Source organism: Niallia sp. FSL W8-0635, assembly GCF_038007965.1.
In the GTDB taxonomy this organism is placed as follows: domain Bacteria; phylum Bacillota; class Bacilli; order Bacillales; family Cytobacillaceae; genus Niallia.
Window position 1 is genome coordinate 4,257,655 of the sequence record NZ_JBBOYD010000001.1, and the last position, 19,186, is coordinate 4,276,840.

Below are 19,186 nucleotides of genomic sequence, written 5' to 3' on the forward strand. Positions count from 1 at the left end.
AAAAAAGAGCATTCTGAGATATTAAAACTTCTTCTCAGAATGCTCCTCCGTTTATCACTACTTCCACAATCTCTGGTCTATTAAAAATTCGCTGGGGAATAATGCTATTTCCTAAACCTCTGTTAACTATCATTACCATATCTTCTTTTTTATACATGCCGGCTGTGTATTTGGGCATAAATCCTTGATCTGGTGCTACTATGCCACCGATAAATGGTAATCTTACTTGACCACCGTGTGCGTGGCCTGTTAAAACTAAATCCATTTTTTCATAGAGGGAAAACAACTCGGGTCGATGGGATAGTAGTAAATTGAAATGTTCTTTATGAGAGAGACTATCTACTATTTCTGCTAGTTCCTCCTCACCTGATAAAAAGGTTGGATCATCCACCCCGATAAGATTTATCGTTTCCTCTCCAATATTCACTAGTGTCTGTTCATTTCGTAAGACGTAAATACCTGCTTCTAACAATTTCTCTTCTAATGCAGGAAATTTCCCTGACCAGGATTCATGATTTCCAGTTACATAATAGGTTGGTGCTATTTGTACGAGCTCTTCCATTAACGTTATGCTTTTCTGTTCATCATAGGTTTCCGAATCAACTAGATCACCGGTGAAGGCAATAATATCTGGTTTTAGCTTTTTTACTTGCTTGACTAACTGGTTTTGATTCTTTCCAAATTGTTTACTATGTAAATCCGATAGCTGCACTACTTTTATCGGTTCTGTTATTTTTTCAGACGAAAGCGTAAAGGTTGAGGTAGATAGACTATTATTTTGGTAGTAGGAAAAGAGCATAAGAATGCATATGCTTATACCAACTATTAACATTCTTTTTTTCATTCTACTTCACTCTTTCTTCCAGCTCACCTCAAACCCACCTTGTAATCCGTCTCCAGTAACAATGAGTGTATAGGTTTCTGTTTTTTTCGCTTCAAAAGTTAAGGTCGACTTTTCTTCATTGCTCAATCCAATTCTGCGATTTTTTTCATCTATTAAATAATAGCCAAATCCACCGCCATTGCGATTGGTAAAATCAATGTCGATGATTACATTTTCTCCTTTTTTCGCTTTAATCGGGATTTGGTCTTCTCCGTTAAAATAGGAAAAATAAGCTTCATAAGACTGGTCGCCTCGGACCGTATTCCATTCTTTTTTCACTGTAAAATCAGGAATCGTTAACAAAAGAAAGACAATAGGCGTAAAAGCAAATGTCCATTTAAATCCACTTAGCTTCGTCGCTAATTTAATTCCTATATAGAATAATAACGAGCAAATCAAGCCAATGGTTGCAGCTATTAGAGGGAGTACATTCCAAACAATCGGTAAAAACAGACAAAGTCCCGCTAATAAATACAACAAGATTTCTAGTTTCGGATAATATTTTGCTATACGATCAATTAACATAGAAACAAGAATCCCCACACCAAAAAAGGCTATCCAAAAGATGGGATTTTTAATTTCATGGGAAAATAAATACAAATCGAAACTGGATAGAAACATATAGCAAAAAAAGAGTGTGGCAGCAAATCCTGCTCCTGCTAGTTTTATTAAGGCGTATTGCATTCCCCTACGGACATTCTGACTATCTACCATATTTGTTCCTCCCAAAGGATATTAACTATCATTCTATCAAAATTAGGAAATGAATTGTTAAAAACTTGAAAAAATATTAAATGATTTAAATTCGATTATTGTTTTTATATGCTTTTAATAAATAGATGATTCCTTTTTTCCTAATCCTTCTCGTTTTAAATATTACCAACTAGGTCATACTTATCTTATGTATCTTTCGGGAGTGAAATTATGACTTGGTTTCCTTATATTTGTTTCCTTGTTACTCTAATCATCATTTGGTTCATGCCAAAGCGTCTTACAAAAGTGGAGATATATGTGACCTGGTTTGTGGTTGCTTTAATTAATTTAAGCTCTGATATTATATTGAGTTTAGTTTTTCATCTGTATGAGCTTGGACCAAAGGGCGTGCAGCTTACTGTTCATTTTATTGAACTAACACTTGGTTCTACCCACGGAATCATTTACTTAAATTTTATGCCCCTTGATGTTAAAAAATATATTCCTTATTTTTTCGGTTGGCTTATCTACTCTATTCTTTTTGAGTCTGCTCTTATTTACTTCGGTTTTATTACCTATAGCGAATGGAGCTTATGGTATTCAGGAGTTTATTATGCAGTTGCATTGGTTTATACGAGATGGCATTTGCATTTTATTCGAAGTGGAAGGTAAGGAATAAGAGGAGCGAAGCAAGAGGCGTTTATAGTTTATAACCAGCCATTCTGCTTCGCTTCTGCAATGGCCTCCATTTCTCCCTGTTTACTTGAAAAAGATACATCTTTACTGCCTTCTTCTGCTGAAATATTAGGTGACAAATGTCATTTTTTTCAAAAGACACTGTTATAACTGAATGTTGATTTTACTTTCTTTAAAAAATAAACGAAACAATTCCGCTTAAATTGGGAAATACACATATTTCCTTAAAAATAAGGGAGGTTTTTCCGTTTATCGAACTAATTTCTTCAAATTTCGTCTTATTTTCAACAGTTAAGCGGAATGTCTCCGTTTATATCCGCTACTTAAGCTCACTCTGTATACATTAACCGGAAATTCTCCGCTTATGAATTCTCATACTAATAGAGCATCAACAATCAATAATAATAAAGTCGTTAATTATAAAGCTCTGGTTATCAGCCAGAGCCTAAATCTTCTATTCTTCTCTTATCATAATCAAAAACTCTACATCATTCGCATTTGTAAATGACGATACTTTACAAAATCCAAATTTTTCATATAAGGCAATAGCCCGTTTATTGAAGGCTGCTACGGTTAGGCGTAAAGGCTGATTTGTTTCAATGGAATCCATTATAAATTGGAGAAAGCTGGTTCCCTGTCCTTGTCCGGTTAAATCTGGCCGCATGCCTAGGCCAATATCCAAGTACCCTTCTGGATATGCTTGAAAAAGATAGCCGATTGGAACTTGCGCTACATAGCCTGTGCAATAGAATCCAACTAATGCCCCCTCTTTGCAAATAGCATAATACGGATTTTCCGCAAACTCCTGTAATGCTTCCTCTGTTACTTCTCCATTATATAAGTCATAGGGAGGAGGATATATCCAGCTAAGAATTTCCCTTGCTGCTTGTTCTGTCATCTTTTGCAAAGAATAGCTCATTGTATATTTTCTCCTATGTGCTTATTTCTAGTAAAACCAAGATATCTTGTTCCTTGAAATTGCAGTTCTCCGTTATCTCCTTCTACAAGCATGCCAAATTGTTCTCCATTTAATTGAAATTCCGTACGATCGCCACTCGGAAATTCGAATGTAACATAATAATGATTATACGCCCGTGTATTTCCCCCACCTTGAATACTTGTTCTCTTCGCCACTACCTTTGCAGATGCAGAAAGACGTGGCTGCGTATTATTTTTACCCCATTGAAAAATTCCCTTTGTAATACTTAAGATAATGATAGCAAATATAATTACGATAAATATTGGTACAATAGCAAATAAAATACCTCCACCAAGAAAAAAGTCTCCCATTGAACATCCCCCTTTATAAGAATTTTTCCTTTGTTCATAATATAGCAGTTATTACGTTTCTATTAACTAAAAGGTTTCATCTGTTCTTTTCATCCAATATCCTGTTTTTGATAAAATCAAATGAAGTTGAATCAAAACTTAATAATCTTAAACAAAAAAATCAATTTATTTAAATTTATCCATTTAATAATTGACTTTTTTAATAAATGTAATTAACCTAACATAGAAGGGAGGTAGATATTAGGTATGCATTATCCAGTTATTAATGATTGTCCTGTCTGTCATCAAGAACTGCATGTAACAAGGCTTGAATGCGGTCATTGTCATACGACGATTGAAAATCGATTCCATCTGTCCAAATGGCACTCTTTTTCAGAGGAGCAAATGCATTTTATTGAGACCTTTATTCTTTCAAGAGGAAGCATTAAGGAAGTGGAAAAGAAGCTTGGTATTTCTTATCCAACTGTCCGAGGAAAACTGGATGATATTATTCAGATTATGACAGAGGGCGAAGCAACAGAAGGAAAAGCAAGTAACAAAAGCGTTGAAAGAAAAGCAGATATTTTAGAAAAACTAGAGAATAACGAAATAACAGCGGACGAGGCCATCCGATTAATGAAGGATCTTTAAGGAGGATATGAAGCATGAATGACGAAATGAAACGAATATTAACCATGGTGGAAAACGGTAAATTGACATCAGATCAAGCAGCTGTACTAATCGATTCATTTGAGGGAAAAATAGAAAAGAAGCCCCTGCTTGAAGACAGTCCTTATCTAAATCGAATTCTTAAGTTACGTGTGCATTCGGAAACAAATGACAATATTGATGTAAATGTTCCGATTAGACTTGTGAAGGTACTTCTTCAAACGGGAATTGGAATTGCATCGAAAATTCCTCAAGCCCAAACCTATACGGAAAATGTCGATGTAGAATTATTGCTGGCTGCGATTGATAGCGAACTAGTTGGAGAAATTGTGAATGCTAAATTAGCAAATGGCGACAGTATTAATGTCTATGTGGAATAGTGGTGGAAGACGTTGGTAAGGGTATTTATCCAAACAGATAAACAGAAGCGATTTACTTTTATTGTCCCTCATTTTCTGTTAGGTCCATTCATCCATATCGGCTTGTCCAAACGATTATGGAAGTTTATTCACCATCAAGCGAAGGACAAAACAGTCGATGCCATCTATACGAATGTAGAGGAAATCCAGTTTTTATTGAAAGCTTTAAGCAAAGAACTTAAAGATGTGTCACTTCCTGAACCACTTGTTGATATTCGTTTAAAGGATGGAACTTGTGTAAAGGTGGCTATTACATGAAGCATGTACTTTTTCTGAAAAAGAAAAAATCTAGTGCTCGCAACACTAGATTTGTGTGAAACTTAATTTTTTATTAGATGGAATGCCTTTCCTACACTCTTTTGATTGGGAGAGGCATTCTTTTATTACTATAGCATAGGTCGGAAAAATTGTGAATTACTGATGCGGTGCACCGGGCGGATAGAAGCTTGGCGGCATCTTGATCCATCCATGCTCCCTCATTCTCGTTTTTAGTTCCATCCCATATATACTTTTCTCTGCATGGAACCGAATCCACATCAATCCAACATCACTGCGGACACTTTGTGTAATGTTTGTGGAACACATAACAATATTACCTGTTACTTTCGCGGCTAATAAATTAGCGATTTCCATATCAGTAGACTTTGCCCCTAAAGGAATAGCATTCGGATCCGATTTAGGCTTTGATTCAGCAGAATTCGAGAGAGGAACTCCTTCTTTTAACATAAATTCCTCAATTATTTTACGTTGTTCACTGGCTAATTCATAAGCTTCGTTAATCAACTTTATTAAAACATTATCTGTCGTTGTATTGAGTGCCATTTCTAATACAGGAATTTCATCGGCGAGTGCAGCCTGATATGTCCAGCAGCCCATTGCCTCTCCAATATGAAGTTGCGACTTCGGTTCTGAGTCAAATCTCGTTTTAATATAATCGAGAAGCGCTTCCATCTTATGTGCCATTACGTACACCTCTTAGTATTTTTACCTATACTATTTACTTCCAAATGGAATTTTATTCAAAAAATTAACAATCCTACCTTTTAGAATAAATACTTCGTTTAAAAATACAGAATATCCTGTTGAAAAAACAAGGAGAGTTGGCTATTTGCTTGCGACTTTGGTATGCTTATTTGCGACTTTCGCACTTTTACTTGTGGCTTTGGCACGCTTATTTGCGACTTTGGCATTTTTACTTGCGACTTCCACACTTTTACTTGTGACTTCCGCACTTTTACTTGCAACTTCCACACTCTTTCTTGCAACTCCCATTCTTTCTTGCGACTTTCACACTTTTACTTGCAACTTTCTCACTTTTACTTGCGACTTTCACACTCTTACTTGCAACTCCCACTCTTACTTGCGACTTCCACACTCTTACTTGCGACTTCCACACTCTTACTTGCGACTTTCACACTTTTACTTGCGACTTTCACACTTTTACTTGCAACTCCCACTCTTACTTGCGACTTCCACACTCTTACTTGCAACTTTCTCACTTTTACTTGCGACTTTCACGCTTTTACTCGCAACTCCCACTCTTACTTGCGACTTCCGTACTCTTACTTGCGACTTCCACACTTTTACTTGTGACTTCCGCACTTTTACTTGCAACTTCCAAACTCTTACTTGCAACTTCCCCACTCATCTCCCCAACTCCCACACGCAAACTCCCCCCTCACTTTCTCAACGTGAAACTCCAATCTGCTTTCTTACCTCTTCCAAAAACGGCAAGGTTCGTGCCCGCGCTTTTTCTGCTCCTTGTGCAAGAATGATATCTATTTGCTCCGGATTGGCCATTAATTCATTGTATTTCTTTCGCGGTTCCTCTAAGAAGCGATTCATGACATGGAACAATTCTTTTTTGACTTCTCCCCATCCGATGCCATTTTCGTATCTTACACGCATTTGTGCAATTTCTTCTGCACTGGCAAATTCCTTATACAGAGTAAATAGAATAGACGTTTCTGTATCTTTTGGCGCTTCTGGAGGAAGTGAATCTGTTTTGATTTTATTAATAAGCTTCTGTAATTTTGCTGGCTCTTCAAAAAGAGGAATCGTATTATGATAGCTTTTGCTCATTTTTCGACCATCTAAGCCTGGCAAGATGCTTGTGTCTTCGTCTACTATATATTCTGGCAATACAAAAGTTTCCCCGTATTGATGATTAAAGCTTTCGGCAATATCTCTTGCAATTTCTACATGTTGGATTTGATCTTTTCCCACAGGTACCATATTTGCTTGAAAGGCAAGTATATCAGCAGCCATTAAGATTGGGTACGTAAATAACCCCATGTTAACCCCTTCATCTACTTCTTTCCCTGCTTGTTTATTGCTGTCGACAATTCCTTTATAGGCATGGGCACGGTTCATTAAACCCTTTGGAGAAAAACAAGCTAAAATCCAGTTCAGCTCAAAGATTTCCGGTACATTGGATTGGCGATAAAAGATTACTTTCTCAGGATCTAATCCAAGTGCTAACCATGTTGCTGCGACTCCATATGTCAACGTTCGAAACTCTTCTCGATCATGGATTTTCGTTAATCCATGATAATCCGCGATAAAATAAGCTGCCTGATACTCGCTATTTTCCGCAAGCTTTAAAGCAGGCTTAATTGCGCCGATATAATTTCCTAAATGAATCTGGCCAGTTGGCTTAATTCCAGTTAATACGATTTTTTTCATTTTCTGGTCCTCCCTTTTATTTTTAAAGAAACACAAAAAGGGCTACCCATCCTGTAAATAAGGACGAGTAACCCGTGGTGCCACCTTCATTCGTTTATAAAAAATAAACGCACTTATCCGTACAGAAACATAGCTGTTTCTTATACTTTGTCTTTTTTAACGGTAAGACATTCCGCGCAGCCTACTATTAGTTCAGCCTTGCAGCTCCGAAGCCCATTCAGCAATTAATCCGTACTGATTCCCACCAACCATCAGCTCTCTTAAACCTTTCAACTGCTTACTCTTCTTCCTCATAGCTCTTAAATATTACATATATAGTAAATTATCCGATAAAAAAGGTCAAGGAAATCTGCTTACATATTCCTGTTCTTTTAGAAGGATATTATGGATAACCATTCCTAATAGGAGCGAGAAAAAAGATGAAAAAATTTATTGGATTAACCATCATTTTTATGTTTATTTTTCCGAATATAACAAGCTTTGCAGCACCACTAAAGGACGTGAAAGCCGCCTTTATTAGAGAAGGAAATATATGGATATACCTTCATGAAAAAGAGAAGAAAATTACAAAATCAGGTAAGGTAATTGGCGAACCACAATGGTCCTATGATGGACAATATGTAGCTTATCAAACAACTGGTCCTGATGAGCTAACCGAGAATCAGCAAGAAATCGAAATCTGGATTTACGATGTGAAAAAAGACAAAAAACAAAAAAATTTTCATAATGGCTATTCTCCCTCTTGGGCACCTAAAAAAAATATCCTTGCCTTTACGGATTATCGCACCCTTGATCTATCCGATTTAAAGGGTTTCTTTAACATCGAGCTTGGAGTAGATTCCTTTCAATGGTTCCCAGATGGTAATGGGTTTATTTTATCAACTAGTGGAAATTTAGAAGCAGATGGCTGGAAGAGTGCTAAACTTAATAAAAAATCGATACAATCGCCGTATAAAAATATTCATACTGCTACAAGTACACCCTTTTTCACCCTTCCTAAAGAGGTCGGGGTCGGAGAAAGCAAAATTATTCCGATAAATGCTTCTGATTTTACGTTCTCACTAAGCAGCAAATGGATATCGTTTATCGCATCCACAACGGCAAGTATTGCAATGGACAGCAATATGCTCTGCATTCTCTCGATGGATGGAAAAAAATTCGAGGTAGTGGATGAAATCATTTGGCAAGTAGGAAAACCGAAATGGGCTCCTTCTAAGGATACACTTGCCTATATTGAAGGCGGGGGTAGACTCGTTTTTGGATTAAATAATAAAAAGTTAAAAACAAAGGATATGCCAGTAAGTGGCGTCTTTACTCCAAAGCATTATGCAGATTTAGACTTTGATTGGCTGGATAATGAATCCCTTGTTGTGTCAAGAATTCCAGAGGCGGAATGGAATAATGATCTAACGAAACAGCCACGCCCCACGCTTTATACCATTTTAATAAAAAACAACAGCCAAAAGAAAATAACAAATCCGGCTAAGGGCTATGGGGACTATCAGCCGAAATTCATTCCGTCTATTCAAAAAATCATTTGGTTCAGAGGTACTTCTCTCATCGATAATAAACGAAATGTATGGATGGCCAATCCAGATGGCAGCAAAGCAACTGAATGGCTTAAAAATGTTGAAAGCATCGCTGTTTATTAACGAATAAGGGATTGTAGCCTACTAATTATTTTCAAAAGAAAAGAAAATTCTCTCTTGAATTTCCTAATTTTATCTGTTAGTATCTTTATCAAGTTAGCGCTAACGTAATAATATTATAAATTATGTCTTTAAATATATATGCTTTGATTGGAATCAGTAGTGCCTATTTCCCTGTTATTAGAGAGTCAATGGTTGGTGCAAATTGACACAAAAATAGACGCGAATTACCTCCAGGAGCATTCTTTGTGAAAGATTTTTTCGATTAGCAAAGAACGGATGAGCCGTTACCCATAATGAGTGGAGGAATATTCTATATTCTTCAATTAGGGTGGTACCACGTGCTTAAAAGCAACCACGTCCCTTTTATTAGGGGCGTGGTTTTTTTGTTATAAAAAATACGAAAGGAGAAAGAATGATGAGTCCATTTATTGAACAGTTAACGAGTGACCAAGAAAAAGAAATGAAGAGGCAGCTAGCTATCTATCGTCAAGGCGTGCAAGATATTATCCCGACAGAAGAACTCGCAGAAAAAATCGCCAAATCGATTGTGACAAATACCCCGTTAAAAGTAAAGCTCGGCCTTGATCCATCTGCGCCAGATGTTCACCTTGGTCATACTGTTGTACTGAATAAACTGCGCCAATTCCAAGAAAACGGGCATACGATTCAACTGATTATCGGTGACTTTACTGGAAAAATTGGCGACCCAACTGGAAAATCTTCCGTGCGAAAGCAACTGACGGATGAAGAAGTGAAGGAGAATGCGAAAACGTATTTTGAGCAATTCGGAAAAGTCTTGGACATGGAAAAGGTCGAACTTCATTATAACTCTAAATGGCTCTCTTCCCTTTCCTTCGAAGATGTCATTGGGCTTGCTGGAAAAATAACTGTTGCTCGCTTATTAGAGCGTGATGATTTTGAAGAGCGATTAGCATATGGCAAATCCATTTCCTTGCATGAATTTTTCTACCCATTAATGCAGGGCTATGATTCCGTTATGCTAGAAGCTGATATTGAGCTTGGCGGAACAGATCAGCATTTTAATATTTTAATGGGACGTCATTACCAAGAGAAGTTTGGAAAAGAAAAGCAAATTGCGATATTAATGCCTCTTCTAGAAGGATTAGACGGCGTGGAGAAAATGTCGAAGTCGAAGAAAAATTACATTGGAATTGATGAACATCCAAATGAAATGTATGGAAAAGCAATGTCTATTCCTGACCCATTAATGAGCAAATACTTTGAGCTTATTACAGACCTAGAGCCTGCTGAAATAGCACAAATTAAGAAGGATTTACATGCTGGCTCCCTTCATCCTCGAGATGCGAAAATGCTATTAGCCAAAACAATTGTGCGCATGTACCATGGGGAATCAGAAGCCGAAAAAGCGGAGCAGCATTTCATCACTATTTTTCAAAAAGGGGATTTACCAGCGGACATTCCAACTATCCAATGGACTGGAAAAAACCCTGAATCGCTCGTCCAGCTTCTAGTAGACTTACATCTATTAACCTCTAAAAGCGAGGCAAAGAGGATGATCCAAAATGGTGGTGTTCGGATTAACGGGGAGAAGGTTGAGGATATAGAGCTTGAAGTAACAATCCATCATGAATTAATTATCCAAGTAGGAAAAAGAAAATTTGTAAAGTTGCTTGGTTAATAAATAGGAAATGGGCTAGCAACTAGCCCATTCCCAATAATTACGAGCTTACTGTTTCTCCCCCATTAACATGGAGGACTTGCCCTGTTACAAATCGAGAATCATCGGAAGCCAAGTAGACAAAGGTTGGAGCTAATTCAAATGGCTGTGCCGCTCTTTGCATTGGGTTATCTGTACCGAAAATAGCAACTTGGTCGGAAGAAAAGCTTGCCGGAATTAAAGGGGTCCAAATCCGCCCTGGTGCGACTGCGTTAACACGTATTCCATCTTTAACCACGCTTCTTGCAAGGGCACGAGTGAAACCAACATTTGCAGCTTTTGTGGCAACATAATCAATAAGCAGTGGTTCCCCTGCATAGGCAACAACGGAAGCCGTATTAATAATGCTGCTTCCCGGCTTTAAATGAGGAAGTGCTGCTCTTGTTGTGTAAAAATGAGCGTAAATATTAACCTTAAATGTATCATCAAATTGTTCATCGGTAATATCCGTTAATTTCGCCTGTTGAAATTGAATACCGACATGGTTACAAAGAATATCAAGCTTTCCAAACGTCTTTACCGTTTTATCCACAATGTCGATACACTGCTTTTTCTTACGTAAATCACCTGGCAACAAAAGACATCGTTGTCCTAACTCTTCAATTCTATTTTTCGTACGGTTTGCATCCTCATGCTCATCCAAATAAGCAATAGCCACATCTGCCCCTTCTTTTGCAAAGGCAATCGCAGCAGCTGCACCAATGCCACTATCGCCCCCTGTAATTAATGCCACTTTTCCCTTTAGTTTTCCACTTCCTATGTAGTGGTCATTTTCGATAATTGGTTTTGGAACCATATAGCTTTCTAATCCTGGCTGACGAAGCTGTCTATTCTCTGGAAAATTAACTGGGATTTCCTCATACTTTGTTACTTTTCCATAATTAGGATATAACGGATACGGATCTGTCTTCTTATTTGCTTCAAAAAGCTCTTGCATTTCTGTCATCTGGATAAGCATTTCCGATTGATGGTTTCGCGTTTCTAATAATTCAAAGTACACTTCTGGAACTTGATACATCGGATCTCTCGGATCATTTACATATAAGGACATACGAATCCCTCCATTAATAGTTGTAAAGTATCCTATGTAGTTATCATTATTTGGTGCCTAATTATCTTAGGACTAACTCTCTTTTGGTGGGAATGAATACGCTAAAAGAAGGAAATGAAGGAGGGTTCTTTTGATGAGATATGAATTTAATCCAAAGCTAAAATTATTGCTGCAAAAGCATTCGAAGGATACAGTTAACATGACCTATATCAATCATAAATGGTCTATGCCAAAAACAACGATAAAGCCACCATATTATAAAAAGCCAATTTATGAATTGCATTATCCAAAGGTTTGAAAATACAGTTTAAGCATATAGGCATTCCCCAATAGCAATGTTTGTACTATTGGAGAATGCCTTTTCATTTATCAAATAGGGTTTCCCATCCTAATTCACCGGTTCATTCATTTTCCGTTTAAAGGCAGCTCGAGTTTGTCCCCAAAAAATAAGCAGAATACCGATGATTTGAAAAATATCTGGACGATATGCTGTTAACACAATATCCATAAAAATAGCAACAGCTGGATCAATAAATACAAGAACCGCGATTGTGCCTGAAGATAACTTCGGCAAACTGCTAAAAAATAAATAATAAACGAAGCCAGTATGGATAATTCCTGTTAGCAAAATATAAAACCAGTTTTCCCCTGTTAGATGATTAAAATAGTCCCATTTTACAAAGGGCATAAGCATAATGATACCGACACCTGTTTGAATAATCGTCGTTAAGATCGGATTAAGCTTGGCAATTTTCTTTCCTGTCAATGTCGTTAACGCATAAAATAACGCAGCACCAAACGCCCATGGCAATCCCGCTGACATAAGATCATCGATAGACAGATAATCCTGTATCCCCCCTACCAACAACGTTCCAACAAAACAAATAATAACGGTAAGCATTAATTTAAACGTAATCCTTTCTCGATAAAGAAAGCTCCCTAATAAAACGACAAGGACTGGCGCCAAATGATAGATAGAAACTGCAACCGTTACAGACATATGCTCAAAGGAACGAAAGAAAAATACCCAGTTCACGACAAGAAATACGCCACACAGAATACTATAGCCAATCTCTTTTTTCTCGACCTCTTCCTTTTTCCCCCTTGAAAAAAGATAGACAATACTTAACACCACACATGCACAAATACACCGAATAAAGACCAGTTCAATAGATGGCAAATTCGTTTTAGCGGAAAAATAGCCAATCGAACCAAATATCGCCATCGATAATGCAAATTTCATTGTTGCGTTCATCATTTTCCTCCAAAGCTGTTTTCAAGTTGCCTATTTCTCTATCATATAGAAAATATTAGCTTTAATAAATATGATAGATTGCCTTTTTTCAGTTAATTTTGTAAATTCTATTAAACTCAGAAGTGAAATCATGAGGATATTTTTGCTGGATTTGTTTTATTGTCCAAACTTTGAGGTATATGATCCAAATTTTTATTTTATTGTCCAAACTCTACCACATATGATCCAAACTTCTGGTTTATTGTCCAAACTACACATCATATCATCCAAACCGCAAAACTCCCATCAACACAAAAAACCCTTCCAAAAGGAAAGGGTTAAATTCTTTTTGCACCATAATATTTTGTTTTCCAATATGAGTTGGATAGCTTGTCCACTTTTACCCCTTTTGATGAGGAGCTATGAATAAACTTATTACTTCCTATGTATATACCAACATGGGATGCACCTTTTTTATATGTTTCAAAGAAGATTAAATCTCCTTTTTTTAAGTTCGCTTTATTTACTTTTTTCCCTTTTTTATACATGCTCGCAGCAGTTCTAGGTAATGATTTACCTACTTTTTTATAACTATAGCCAACAAAGCCGGAGCAATCAAACCCTTTTGGAGTAGTTCCTCCATATTTATAAGGTGTATCAATATAGTTTTTTGCAACGGTAACGACGGACTTCTTTGAAGCAGCACTTGCTTCATGCGTACCAAATACGCCGCTAAAAAACAATCCAAATGACAGGAGTGACAAGACAATAACCTTTTTCATCTAGTGACCTCATTTGCGTAAGATTATGTTCACAAGGCTTCCTTCTATCAACAATTCTATCTTCTCATATTATTCAGATAATTAGGTTACATCTATATACAAATTAGATTACAATTCGATGACAATACTATATAAGAATAATATTCTTCCTATTCCATTATCTTCTTTTTCAACCAATGCTAATTTTGCGAAGGAAGTGACGTAACATGATATACTAGTAGAAAAAAAAGAGGGAGCGTGTAGACAGTGGATTTTATTGCTATCGATTTTGAAATAGCAAATGCTGATATGGCTAGTGCTTGTTCGATTGGACTAGCTTATGTAGAAAATAACGCCATTATAAAAGAGCAATATTTTTTAATAAAACCTCCAAGTCTATCATTTGATCCAAAGTTTACAGCGGTTCATGGGATAACGGAAAAAGATGTTGCTGATGCGAAAAGTTTTCCGGAAATATGGGAAATGATAAAAGAAGACATTTCTACCCATACCATCATCGCCCATAATGCGCAGTTTGATATGAGTGTACTTTATTGCTGTTTGGAAAAATATCAATTGGATAAGCCAGACTTTTCCTATATTTGTAGTATCCCTATTAGTAACAGAGCAACAAGAGGAGCAAAGGTGGGGCAGTCTTTGAAGGATCGAACATCTTACTTTGGCATCTCGATGGAAGAGCATCACCATGCAGGTTCAGATGCGAGGGCATGTGCTGAGCTAGTAATTGCTTGTATTGAGTCAAGAAAAAAAGATTCATTGACTAAATACTGTTCTTCTTATCCTACTCTTCCTATTAAACAGTTTTCTGACTTAAAGCCACAAACCACTTTTGGAAGAATTACTCCTTTTTCGAAAAGAAAGCCAGTCAAGAAATTTCCTTCCGTTTCGATAGGAGAAATTACGCCAACTACTGATTCCTTTGATGAAAATCATCCACTCTATCAAAAGAACCTTGTCTTTACGGGAGACTTACAAACACTTGAACGGAAAGATGCCATGCAACAAGTGGTAGACGTTGGCGGTGTCATTAAAAGTAGTGTAAGCAGCAAAACCGATTATTTAGTTGTAGGTGTACAGGATCAAAAGCTTGTTGGCTCTGAAGGGATTAGTTCCAAAGAGAAAAAAGCATTTGATTTACAAGCAAAAGGAAAGCCGATTGAAATGATTAACGAGCAACAATTTTTAGAGCTTTTGAAAAAAGAGCAAGTTAATTCTTAAAAAATAAAGGGCTGCTTCTCAAGTTGGGAAGCAAGCCTTTATTTTTTTCTCCGAAGCTGAAAAGGAATAAGCAAAATATAAAACAAAGCAAGTGCCACTATTTCCAGAACCAATAAATAATAAGGATATGGTCCTAAATAATCTAATAGCGAACTGTTTGCTGGCTTATATGCTAAAAACATATAATTTCCACCTGTTACACGATTGACTATCCACGTCAGTACTGCACTGCTATTTAAAAAAATAACTGCCAGAAGCAGTCCTTTTTTTGTCGGTTTATACTGATGGACAAGCACAAAGTACAGACAAGTCCATATAATAAGAATGTGCGTCACAAAAAAATGGAAATAGCGGAAATGGGGATAACCTAAAAATAATTCAGGTGTGATAACGGCCATTAATGCGCCAATAATACCGATAAAATAAACCACTTGAAATACAAGCTCCCATTTAGTAATCAGAAGCAGCAAACAAAGGATTAAACTGATGGAACAAAGATGGAACGGCAGCATAACAGAAGCATCCCATAAGCAATCCTTATACATCCAATAATGGTACATTGCCTCTAAACCAAATAATAATCCAAAAATAACAGACCGAAAAACACCGCTTCGCATTTGGATGTAATGTCGAAAAATAGCAAGCAAAACTCCCCCCATGAGAAGAATGCCTATCATAGCTAGATGGGATATTGAAAATAATTCAAAGGGGAAATCATCATATAGATGCCCGTACCATCCCTTCATTTAAGCAATTCTCCTTTCTGGTATTTTCCAAAAAAGTATTTTTTCCAAATTATTTTTACAAACTATGTATAAAAGTTTAATAGTTTGGGAATATTATAGACAAATACTACTGAATAAGAAAATCAATTATTTTCAAAAGGAGAGGATTACAATGAAAATACAAACAAATTCTGCGGTGACTGATTTTATTGACAAAGATAAATTTGAATTAGAATCCTACCTTGAATATTTATTTAGCCTTGTTTCGGAAAAATAATCTGAATGATACGATGATTTCCACCTCAAGATAGGGACAACTGTCTACATTATCCGAGGGGATTAGAATCTATCTCAATTGGCAGCAACGTCTCAGAAAATCATCGTATCCTCCAGACTCCTATGTTTAGATGGACTTTTTAGGGGATGTTTAATCGCTCTAAAAACATCCTCTAAGCCATCTACCTACATTTTTGTAAATTTTATTAAAAAAGCACTTAATATTCCCAATTATATTTGATAGAATAGTAAAAGCAATCTAAAAAAGGTAGGAGCATAATAACAATGGCACTTTCCCGAGCGAATATCGATAATGTTTGTGAACTATTGGACACAATCGATCTTTTAAAAACCGAATTGCTGAAATATGGGATTGAAAAAGGATTAAATGATCCTAATACCATCCAAATAAGTGAACTGCTAGATACATATATTATCATGTATCAAAAAAAGATAGCACAGAAGTAGATACATATTCTCCAATCTCTTCCACTCCACTTTAAAACAATCATTCCAGCTAAAATAAATTAGCGAATGAGGTTAATTACATCTTTCAAAGCCGCAGCCGCCGCTCCTTTAGGATGAGAGGCACCACCCACACAGCAAATCGTTCCCATCTCCTCTGTTTCAAACAATATTCCTTTATTTGTTCCTTTTACATGAATCAATGGATTTTCAGGAGGAAGAATTTCTGGTTTCACTTGTAAAATAAGCTTGTCCCCTTGTTTTTTGGCTGCTGCAATAAGCTTCCACTCACACCCATTTATTTTTGCCCGCTGCATATCTGCTTTAGTAATCTTCTCAATACCCTCTATCTCTATATCACCAAATGTTAGATTCGTATGAAATAAACCATTTGCCAAAAGTAAGATTTTGCAGGCACTGTCTAGCCCTTTAATATCTAGATTAGGATTTTTCTCTGCTATCCCCTTCTTTTGTGCCTGCTGTAATGCCTCTTCAAAGGTTATATTCCCCTCTGACATACTTGTTAAAATAAAATTAGAGGTACCGTTTAAAATTCCTTGTATCGACTGAATGTTACTTCCTGCCAAGCTAAATTCACCAATGTCTAATGTCGGCAATGCTGCCGCTGTTGCTCCACTGTATTTTATTTGGCATCCTTTTGTCTTTGCCATCGCTAGTAATTCAGGTAAGGATTGAACAAGTGCTCCTTTGCTGACAGAAACAATATCCATTTTTGCCTCGATGGCTTGTTTCATATAAGAAAGGGCAGGTTCTCCTGTTTCTAAATTTGTAGGTGTACATTCCAGTAGAATATCTCCTTTTAGAGATGGTTTTTCAACAGTTAAATCTTTCATACTAGCATATTGCGAAATTCCTAAAGACCCTTGTGGCAAGTTATGTAAGACAGCTAAGTTTAAGCCCTCTGATTCATAAGTCATCCCAATTGATCCGATGATTCCAACTACTTTAAATTCTGTATGATATTTTTCGATAAGCTCTTTCTTTTTCTGATCTAGCAATTTGATAAATTCTTTGGCAACTGTCCCATATCCGGTAATGATTATTTTTCTTTGCTTCATCCCATCTTTATTCCTTTCCTTGTTATCATGATGGTTATAGTTTTCTTCTTTTTCCTAAGCATTTCCTCCATTATGAGAAAATTTTTCTGAACCCTTTGTATTTTTTCTCAACTATTGTCCATTCCCTCCAATATCTTTCCGAAGACTTAATAGGAGACAGACCTGCAGCGCTATAAAGCACTGTAGGTCTATCTCCTATTATAAATATTTTCGATGCAAGGCTTTGCCATCATAGGTATAAAGAAGCTGTTTGTCTTCAACTACCGTTTCAATATGGACGCCTCTCCCCCATAATTGATGGATATATGGGAGCACTTTTTCTAAATATTTTAAGTCTAATTCAATTCCCTCATATCCATGCTTTAAGTATAATTCTCCATTTTTATTATAATCCCCATCATTAACTGTAATATATGGGAAACCACCATTAACCCGCATGCTCACTAATTGATCGCGTACTTGTTCCCAAGCTTTATCGACAATTTTATAATCTCTGCCCTGCTTTTGGAAAAGATACATATCTTCTCTCATTACAAGATCCTTTGTTAAATAATTTCGTAAGAAGGAAATATCTGATTCTATTTCACGTACTTCAAACATTTTTTCCCGCCCTGATCCTGGTTTAACTCCCCTTTTCTTCATTTCTTCGGTCGGATTATTATAACGATCTTCAATATCTTCAAATATCTTTAATCCTAGATAATAGGGATTAATCCCAGTTTTGGATGGCTGTACTACACCTGCATTCAGCTTTGCAAATTCGATTGCTTCTCCACTTGTTAAATCTAATTCCCTGACAATTCGTTGATGCCAATAAGATGCCCAGCCTTCATTCATAATCTTTGTTTCTAATTGTGGCCAGAAATAGAGCATCTCCTCCCGCATCATCGTTAAGACGTCCCTTTGCCAATCCGTAAGCTCTCTACTAAAGTTTTCGATAAAAAGCAGTAAATCCTTCTCTGGCTGTGGCGGGAACTTCTTTGCTACCTTTTTCTTCGGCTTTTTCGGTTTATTCCGATCATCTAATCCCCATAATTCATCATACGGAGTACTCGTTGTTTCTTCTTCCTCCACAAACTCCACATCATCCATCGACCACGCTAATTTTGGTCGCATCAAGCTCGGATCTATATGTTCATCAATCGCTAATACTGCGTCCAAAAAGGTTTCCACTTCATGCTTTCCATATTTGATTTCATATTGGCGAATCCGATCAGCGGTTGCAGCCATACTTTCGACCATTTCTCGTTTCGTATTTTGAAAACGAACATTATTTTTAAAGAAATCACAGTGCGCTAAAACATGGGCAACAATTAGTTTATTATTTATTAACGAGTTACTATCAAGCAAGAAAGCATAGCACGGATTTGAATTTATCACTAATTCATATATTTTAGATAAACCTAAATCATAATGCAGCTTCATTTTATGAAACTGCTTTCCAAAACTCCAATGGGAAAATCGAGTAGGCATTCCGTATGCACCGAATGTATAAATGATATCCGCAGGACAAATTTCATATCTCATTGGATAAAAGTCTAGTCCAAATCCAGAAGCAATCTCGGTAATTTCGTCAATGGCATATTCTAATTCCTTTTGTTCTACCTCATTCATTCCGCTCTCTCCTTTCACCGTTTAAACTAATGTATGAAAGGAAAAAGTGAATCATGAGTAAATTAGATAGAAATTGC

Annotated in this window: 24 protein-coding genes and 2 other annotated features; of the genes, 9 read left to right on the forward strand and 15 right to left on the reverse strand. The window is 36.6% G+C overall.

Features of this window, described 5'->3' with window-relative positions:
* Positions 1–34 precede the first annotated feature (34 nt).
* Complete coding sequence (locus NYE52_RS20290) at positions 35–844, reverse strand: metallophosphoesterase (RefSeq protein WP_341194731.1); 810 nt, start codon at positions 842–844, stop codon at positions 35–37.
* Positions 845–850: 6 nt separating this feature from the next.
* Positions 851–1,597: a hypothetical protein gene (locus NYE52_RS20295; protein ID WP_341194732.1), complete on the reverse strand. Its 747-nt coding sequence runs from the start codon at positions 1,595–1,597 to the stop codon at positions 851–853.
* Positions 1,598–1,807: 210 nt separating this feature from the next.
* On the opposite strand from NYE52_RS20295, the gene NYE52_RS20300 reads away from it, so the two are divergent.
* Complete coding sequence (locus NYE52_RS20300) at positions 1,808–2,248, forward strand: hypothetical protein (protein WP_341194733.1); 441 nt, start codon at positions 1,808–1,810, stop codon at positions 2,246–2,248.
* Between the two features lie 478 nt (positions 2,249–2,726).
* Here the strand turns inward: NYE52_RS20300 and NYE52_RS20305 are convergent, their stop codons facing one another.
* Complete coding sequence (locus NYE52_RS20305) at positions 2,727–3,191, reverse strand: GNAT family N-acetyltransferase (protein ID WP_341194734.1); 465 nt, start codon at positions 3,189–3,191, stop codon at positions 2,727–2,729.
* Positions 3,188–3,562, reverse strand: a complete 375-nt coding sequence (locus tag NYE52_RS20310) for a DUF2500 domain-containing protein (RefSeq protein ID WP_341194735.1) — start codon at positions 3,560–3,562, stop codon at positions 3,188–3,190. Before NYE52_RS20310 ends, NYE52_RS20305 begins: the two co-directional genes overlap by 4 nt.
* A gap of 246 nt (positions 3,563–3,808) precedes the next feature.
* Between NYE52_RS20310 and NYE52_RS20315 the strand changes: the two genes are divergently transcribed.
* The 3 genes from NYE52_RS20315 to NYE52_RS20325 are packed head-to-tail and all read left to right on the forward strand — an operon-like array spanning position 3,809 to position 4,887.
* Complete coding sequence (locus NYE52_RS20315; RefSeq protein ID WP_341194736.1) at positions 3,809–4,192, forward strand: DUF2089 domain-containing protein; 384 nt, start codon at positions 3,809–3,811, stop codon at positions 4,190–4,192.
* Positions 4,193–4,206: 14 nt separating this feature from the next.
* Complete coding sequence (locus tag NYE52_RS20320; RefSeq protein WP_341194737.1) at positions 4,207–4,590, forward strand: SHOCT-like domain-containing protein; 384 nt, start codon at positions 4,207–4,209, stop codon at positions 4,588–4,590.
* A gap of 12 nt (positions 4,591–4,602) precedes the next feature.
* The gene (locus NYE52_RS20325; RefSeq protein ID WP_341194738.1) at positions 4,603–4,887 is read left to right on the forward strand and encodes a hypothetical protein; all 285 of its coding nucleotides are present in this window, start codon (positions 4,603–4,605) and stop codon (positions 4,885–4,887) included.
* Positions 4,888–5,043: 156 nt separating this feature from the next.
* Here the strand turns inward: NYE52_RS20325 and NYE52_RS20330 are convergent, their stop codons facing one another.
* From NYE52_RS20330 to NYE52_RS20350, 5 genes are all read right to left on the reverse strand, one after another.
* Entirely contained in the window at positions 5,044–5,592 is a 549-nt protein-coding gene (locus NYE52_RS20330; RefSeq protein WP_341194739.1) for a DUF3231 family protein, read from the reverse strand.
* A 141-nt stretch (positions 5,593–5,733) separates the two neighbouring features.
* Positions 5,734–5,901 (reverse strand): hypothetical protein, encoded by a 168-nt coding sequence (locus tag NYE52_RS20335; protein ID WP_341194740.1) that lies wholly within the window; start codon positions 5,899–5,901, stop codon positions 5,734–5,736.
* A 65-nt stretch (positions 5,902–5,966) separates the two neighbouring features.
* Entirely contained in the window at positions 5,967–6,119 is a 153-nt protein-coding gene (locus NYE52_RS20340) for a hypothetical protein (protein ID WP_341194741.1), read from the reverse strand.
* A 32-nt stretch (positions 6,120–6,151) separates the two neighbouring features.
* Positions 6,152–6,292 carry a hypothetical protein gene (locus NYE52_RS20345; protein WP_341194742.1) on the reverse strand — a complete coding sequence of 47 codons (141 nt, stop codon included), beginning with the start codon at positions 6,290–6,292 and terminating at the stop codon, positions 6,152–6,154.
* A 23-nt stretch (positions 6,293–6,315) separates the two neighbouring features.
* Positions 6,316–7,314: a tryptophan--tRNA ligase gene (locus NYE52_RS20350; RefSeq protein ID WP_341194743.1), complete on the reverse strand. Its 999-nt coding sequence runs from the start codon at positions 7,312–7,314 to the stop codon at positions 6,316–6,318.
* Positions 7,315–7,370: 56 nt separating this feature from the next.
* Positions 7,371–7,617 (reverse strand) — a binding site (T-box leader).
* 116 nt (positions 7,618–7,733) lie between these two features.
* Between NYE52_RS20350 and NYE52_RS20355 the strand changes: the two genes are divergently transcribed.
* A complete protein-coding gene (locus tag NYE52_RS20355) occupies positions 7,734–8,966 on the forward strand; it encodes a hypothetical protein (protein ID WP_341194744.1) in 1,233 nt (410 codons plus the stop codon).
* Positions 8,967–9,100: 134 nt separating this feature from the next.
* Positions 9,101–9,331 (forward strand) — a binding site (T-box leader).
* 47 nt (positions 9,332–9,378) lie between these two features.
* Entirely contained in the window at positions 9,379–10,626 is a 1,248-nt protein-coding gene (gene tyrS, locus NYE52_RS20360; RefSeq protein ID WP_445669126.1) for a tyrosine--tRNA ligase, read from the forward strand.
* Positions 10,627–10,666: 40 nt separating this feature from the next.
* Here tyrS and NYE52_RS20365 read toward each other — a convergent pair whose 3' ends face one another.
* Positions 10,667–11,623 carry an SDR family oxidoreductase gene (locus NYE52_RS20365; protein WP_341195251.1) on the reverse strand — a complete coding sequence of 319 codons (957 nt, stop codon included), beginning with the start codon at positions 11,621–11,623 and terminating at the stop codon, positions 10,667–10,669.
* A 226-nt stretch (positions 11,624–11,849) separates the two neighbouring features.
* On the opposite strand from NYE52_RS20365, the gene NYE52_RS20370 reads away from it, so the two are divergent.
* Positions 11,850–12,014, forward strand: coding sequence for a hypothetical protein (locus NYE52_RS20370; protein ID WP_341194746.1), 165 nt, complete (start codon positions 11,850–11,852; stop codon positions 12,012–12,014).
* 90 nt (positions 12,015–12,104) lie between these two features.
* Here the strand turns inward: NYE52_RS20370 and NYE52_RS20375 are convergent, their stop codons facing one another.
* Together NYE52_RS20375 and NYE52_RS20380 are read right to left on the reverse strand one after the other, a co-directional pair.
* Entirely contained in the window at positions 12,105–12,971 is an 867-nt protein-coding gene (locus tag NYE52_RS20375; RefSeq protein ID WP_341194747.1) for a DMT family transporter, read from the reverse strand.
* A gap of 317 nt (positions 12,972–13,288) precedes the next feature.
* Positions 13,289–13,732, reverse strand: a complete 444-nt coding sequence (locus NYE52_RS20380; protein ID WP_341194748.1) for a C40 family peptidase — start codon at positions 13,730–13,732, stop codon at positions 13,289–13,291.
* Positions 13,733–13,978: 246 nt separating this feature from the next.
* Between NYE52_RS20380 and NYE52_RS20385 the strand changes: the two genes are divergently transcribed.
* Positions 13,979–14,950, forward strand: coding sequence for an exonuclease domain-containing protein (locus tag NYE52_RS20385; RefSeq protein WP_341194749.1), 972 nt, complete (start codon positions 13,979–13,981; stop codon positions 14,948–14,950).
* Between the two features lie 38 nt (positions 14,951–14,988).
* On the opposite strand, the gene NYE52_RS20390 is transcribed toward NYE52_RS20385, so the two are convergent.
* A complete protein-coding gene (locus NYE52_RS20390) occupies positions 14,989–15,696 on the reverse strand; it encodes a YwaF family protein (protein ID WP_341194750.1) in 708 nt (235 codons plus the stop codon).
* 540 nt (positions 15,697–16,236) lie between these two features.
* Here NYE52_RS20390 and NYE52_RS20395 point away from each other — a divergent pair.
* Positions 16,237–16,419, forward strand: a complete 183-nt coding sequence (locus NYE52_RS20395; RefSeq protein ID WP_341194751.1) for an aspartyl-phosphate phosphatase Spo0E family protein — start codon at positions 16,237–16,239, stop codon at positions 16,417–16,419.
* 59 nt (positions 16,420–16,478) lie between these two features.
* Here the strand turns inward: NYE52_RS20395 and NYE52_RS20400 are convergent, their stop codons facing one another.
* Together NYE52_RS20400 and NYE52_RS20405 are read right to left on the reverse strand one after the other, a co-directional pair.
* A complete protein-coding gene (locus NYE52_RS20400; protein ID WP_341194752.1) occupies positions 16,479–17,495 on the reverse strand; it encodes a homoserine dehydrogenase in 1,017 nt (338 codons plus the stop codon).
* Positions 17,496–17,693: 198 nt separating this feature from the next.
* Positions 17,694–19,109 (reverse strand): SpoVR family protein, encoded by a 1,416-nt coding sequence (locus NYE52_RS20405; RefSeq protein ID WP_341194753.1) that lies wholly within the window; start codon positions 19,107–19,109, stop codon positions 17,694–17,696.
* Between the last annotated feature and the right edge of the window lie 77 nt (positions 19,110–19,186).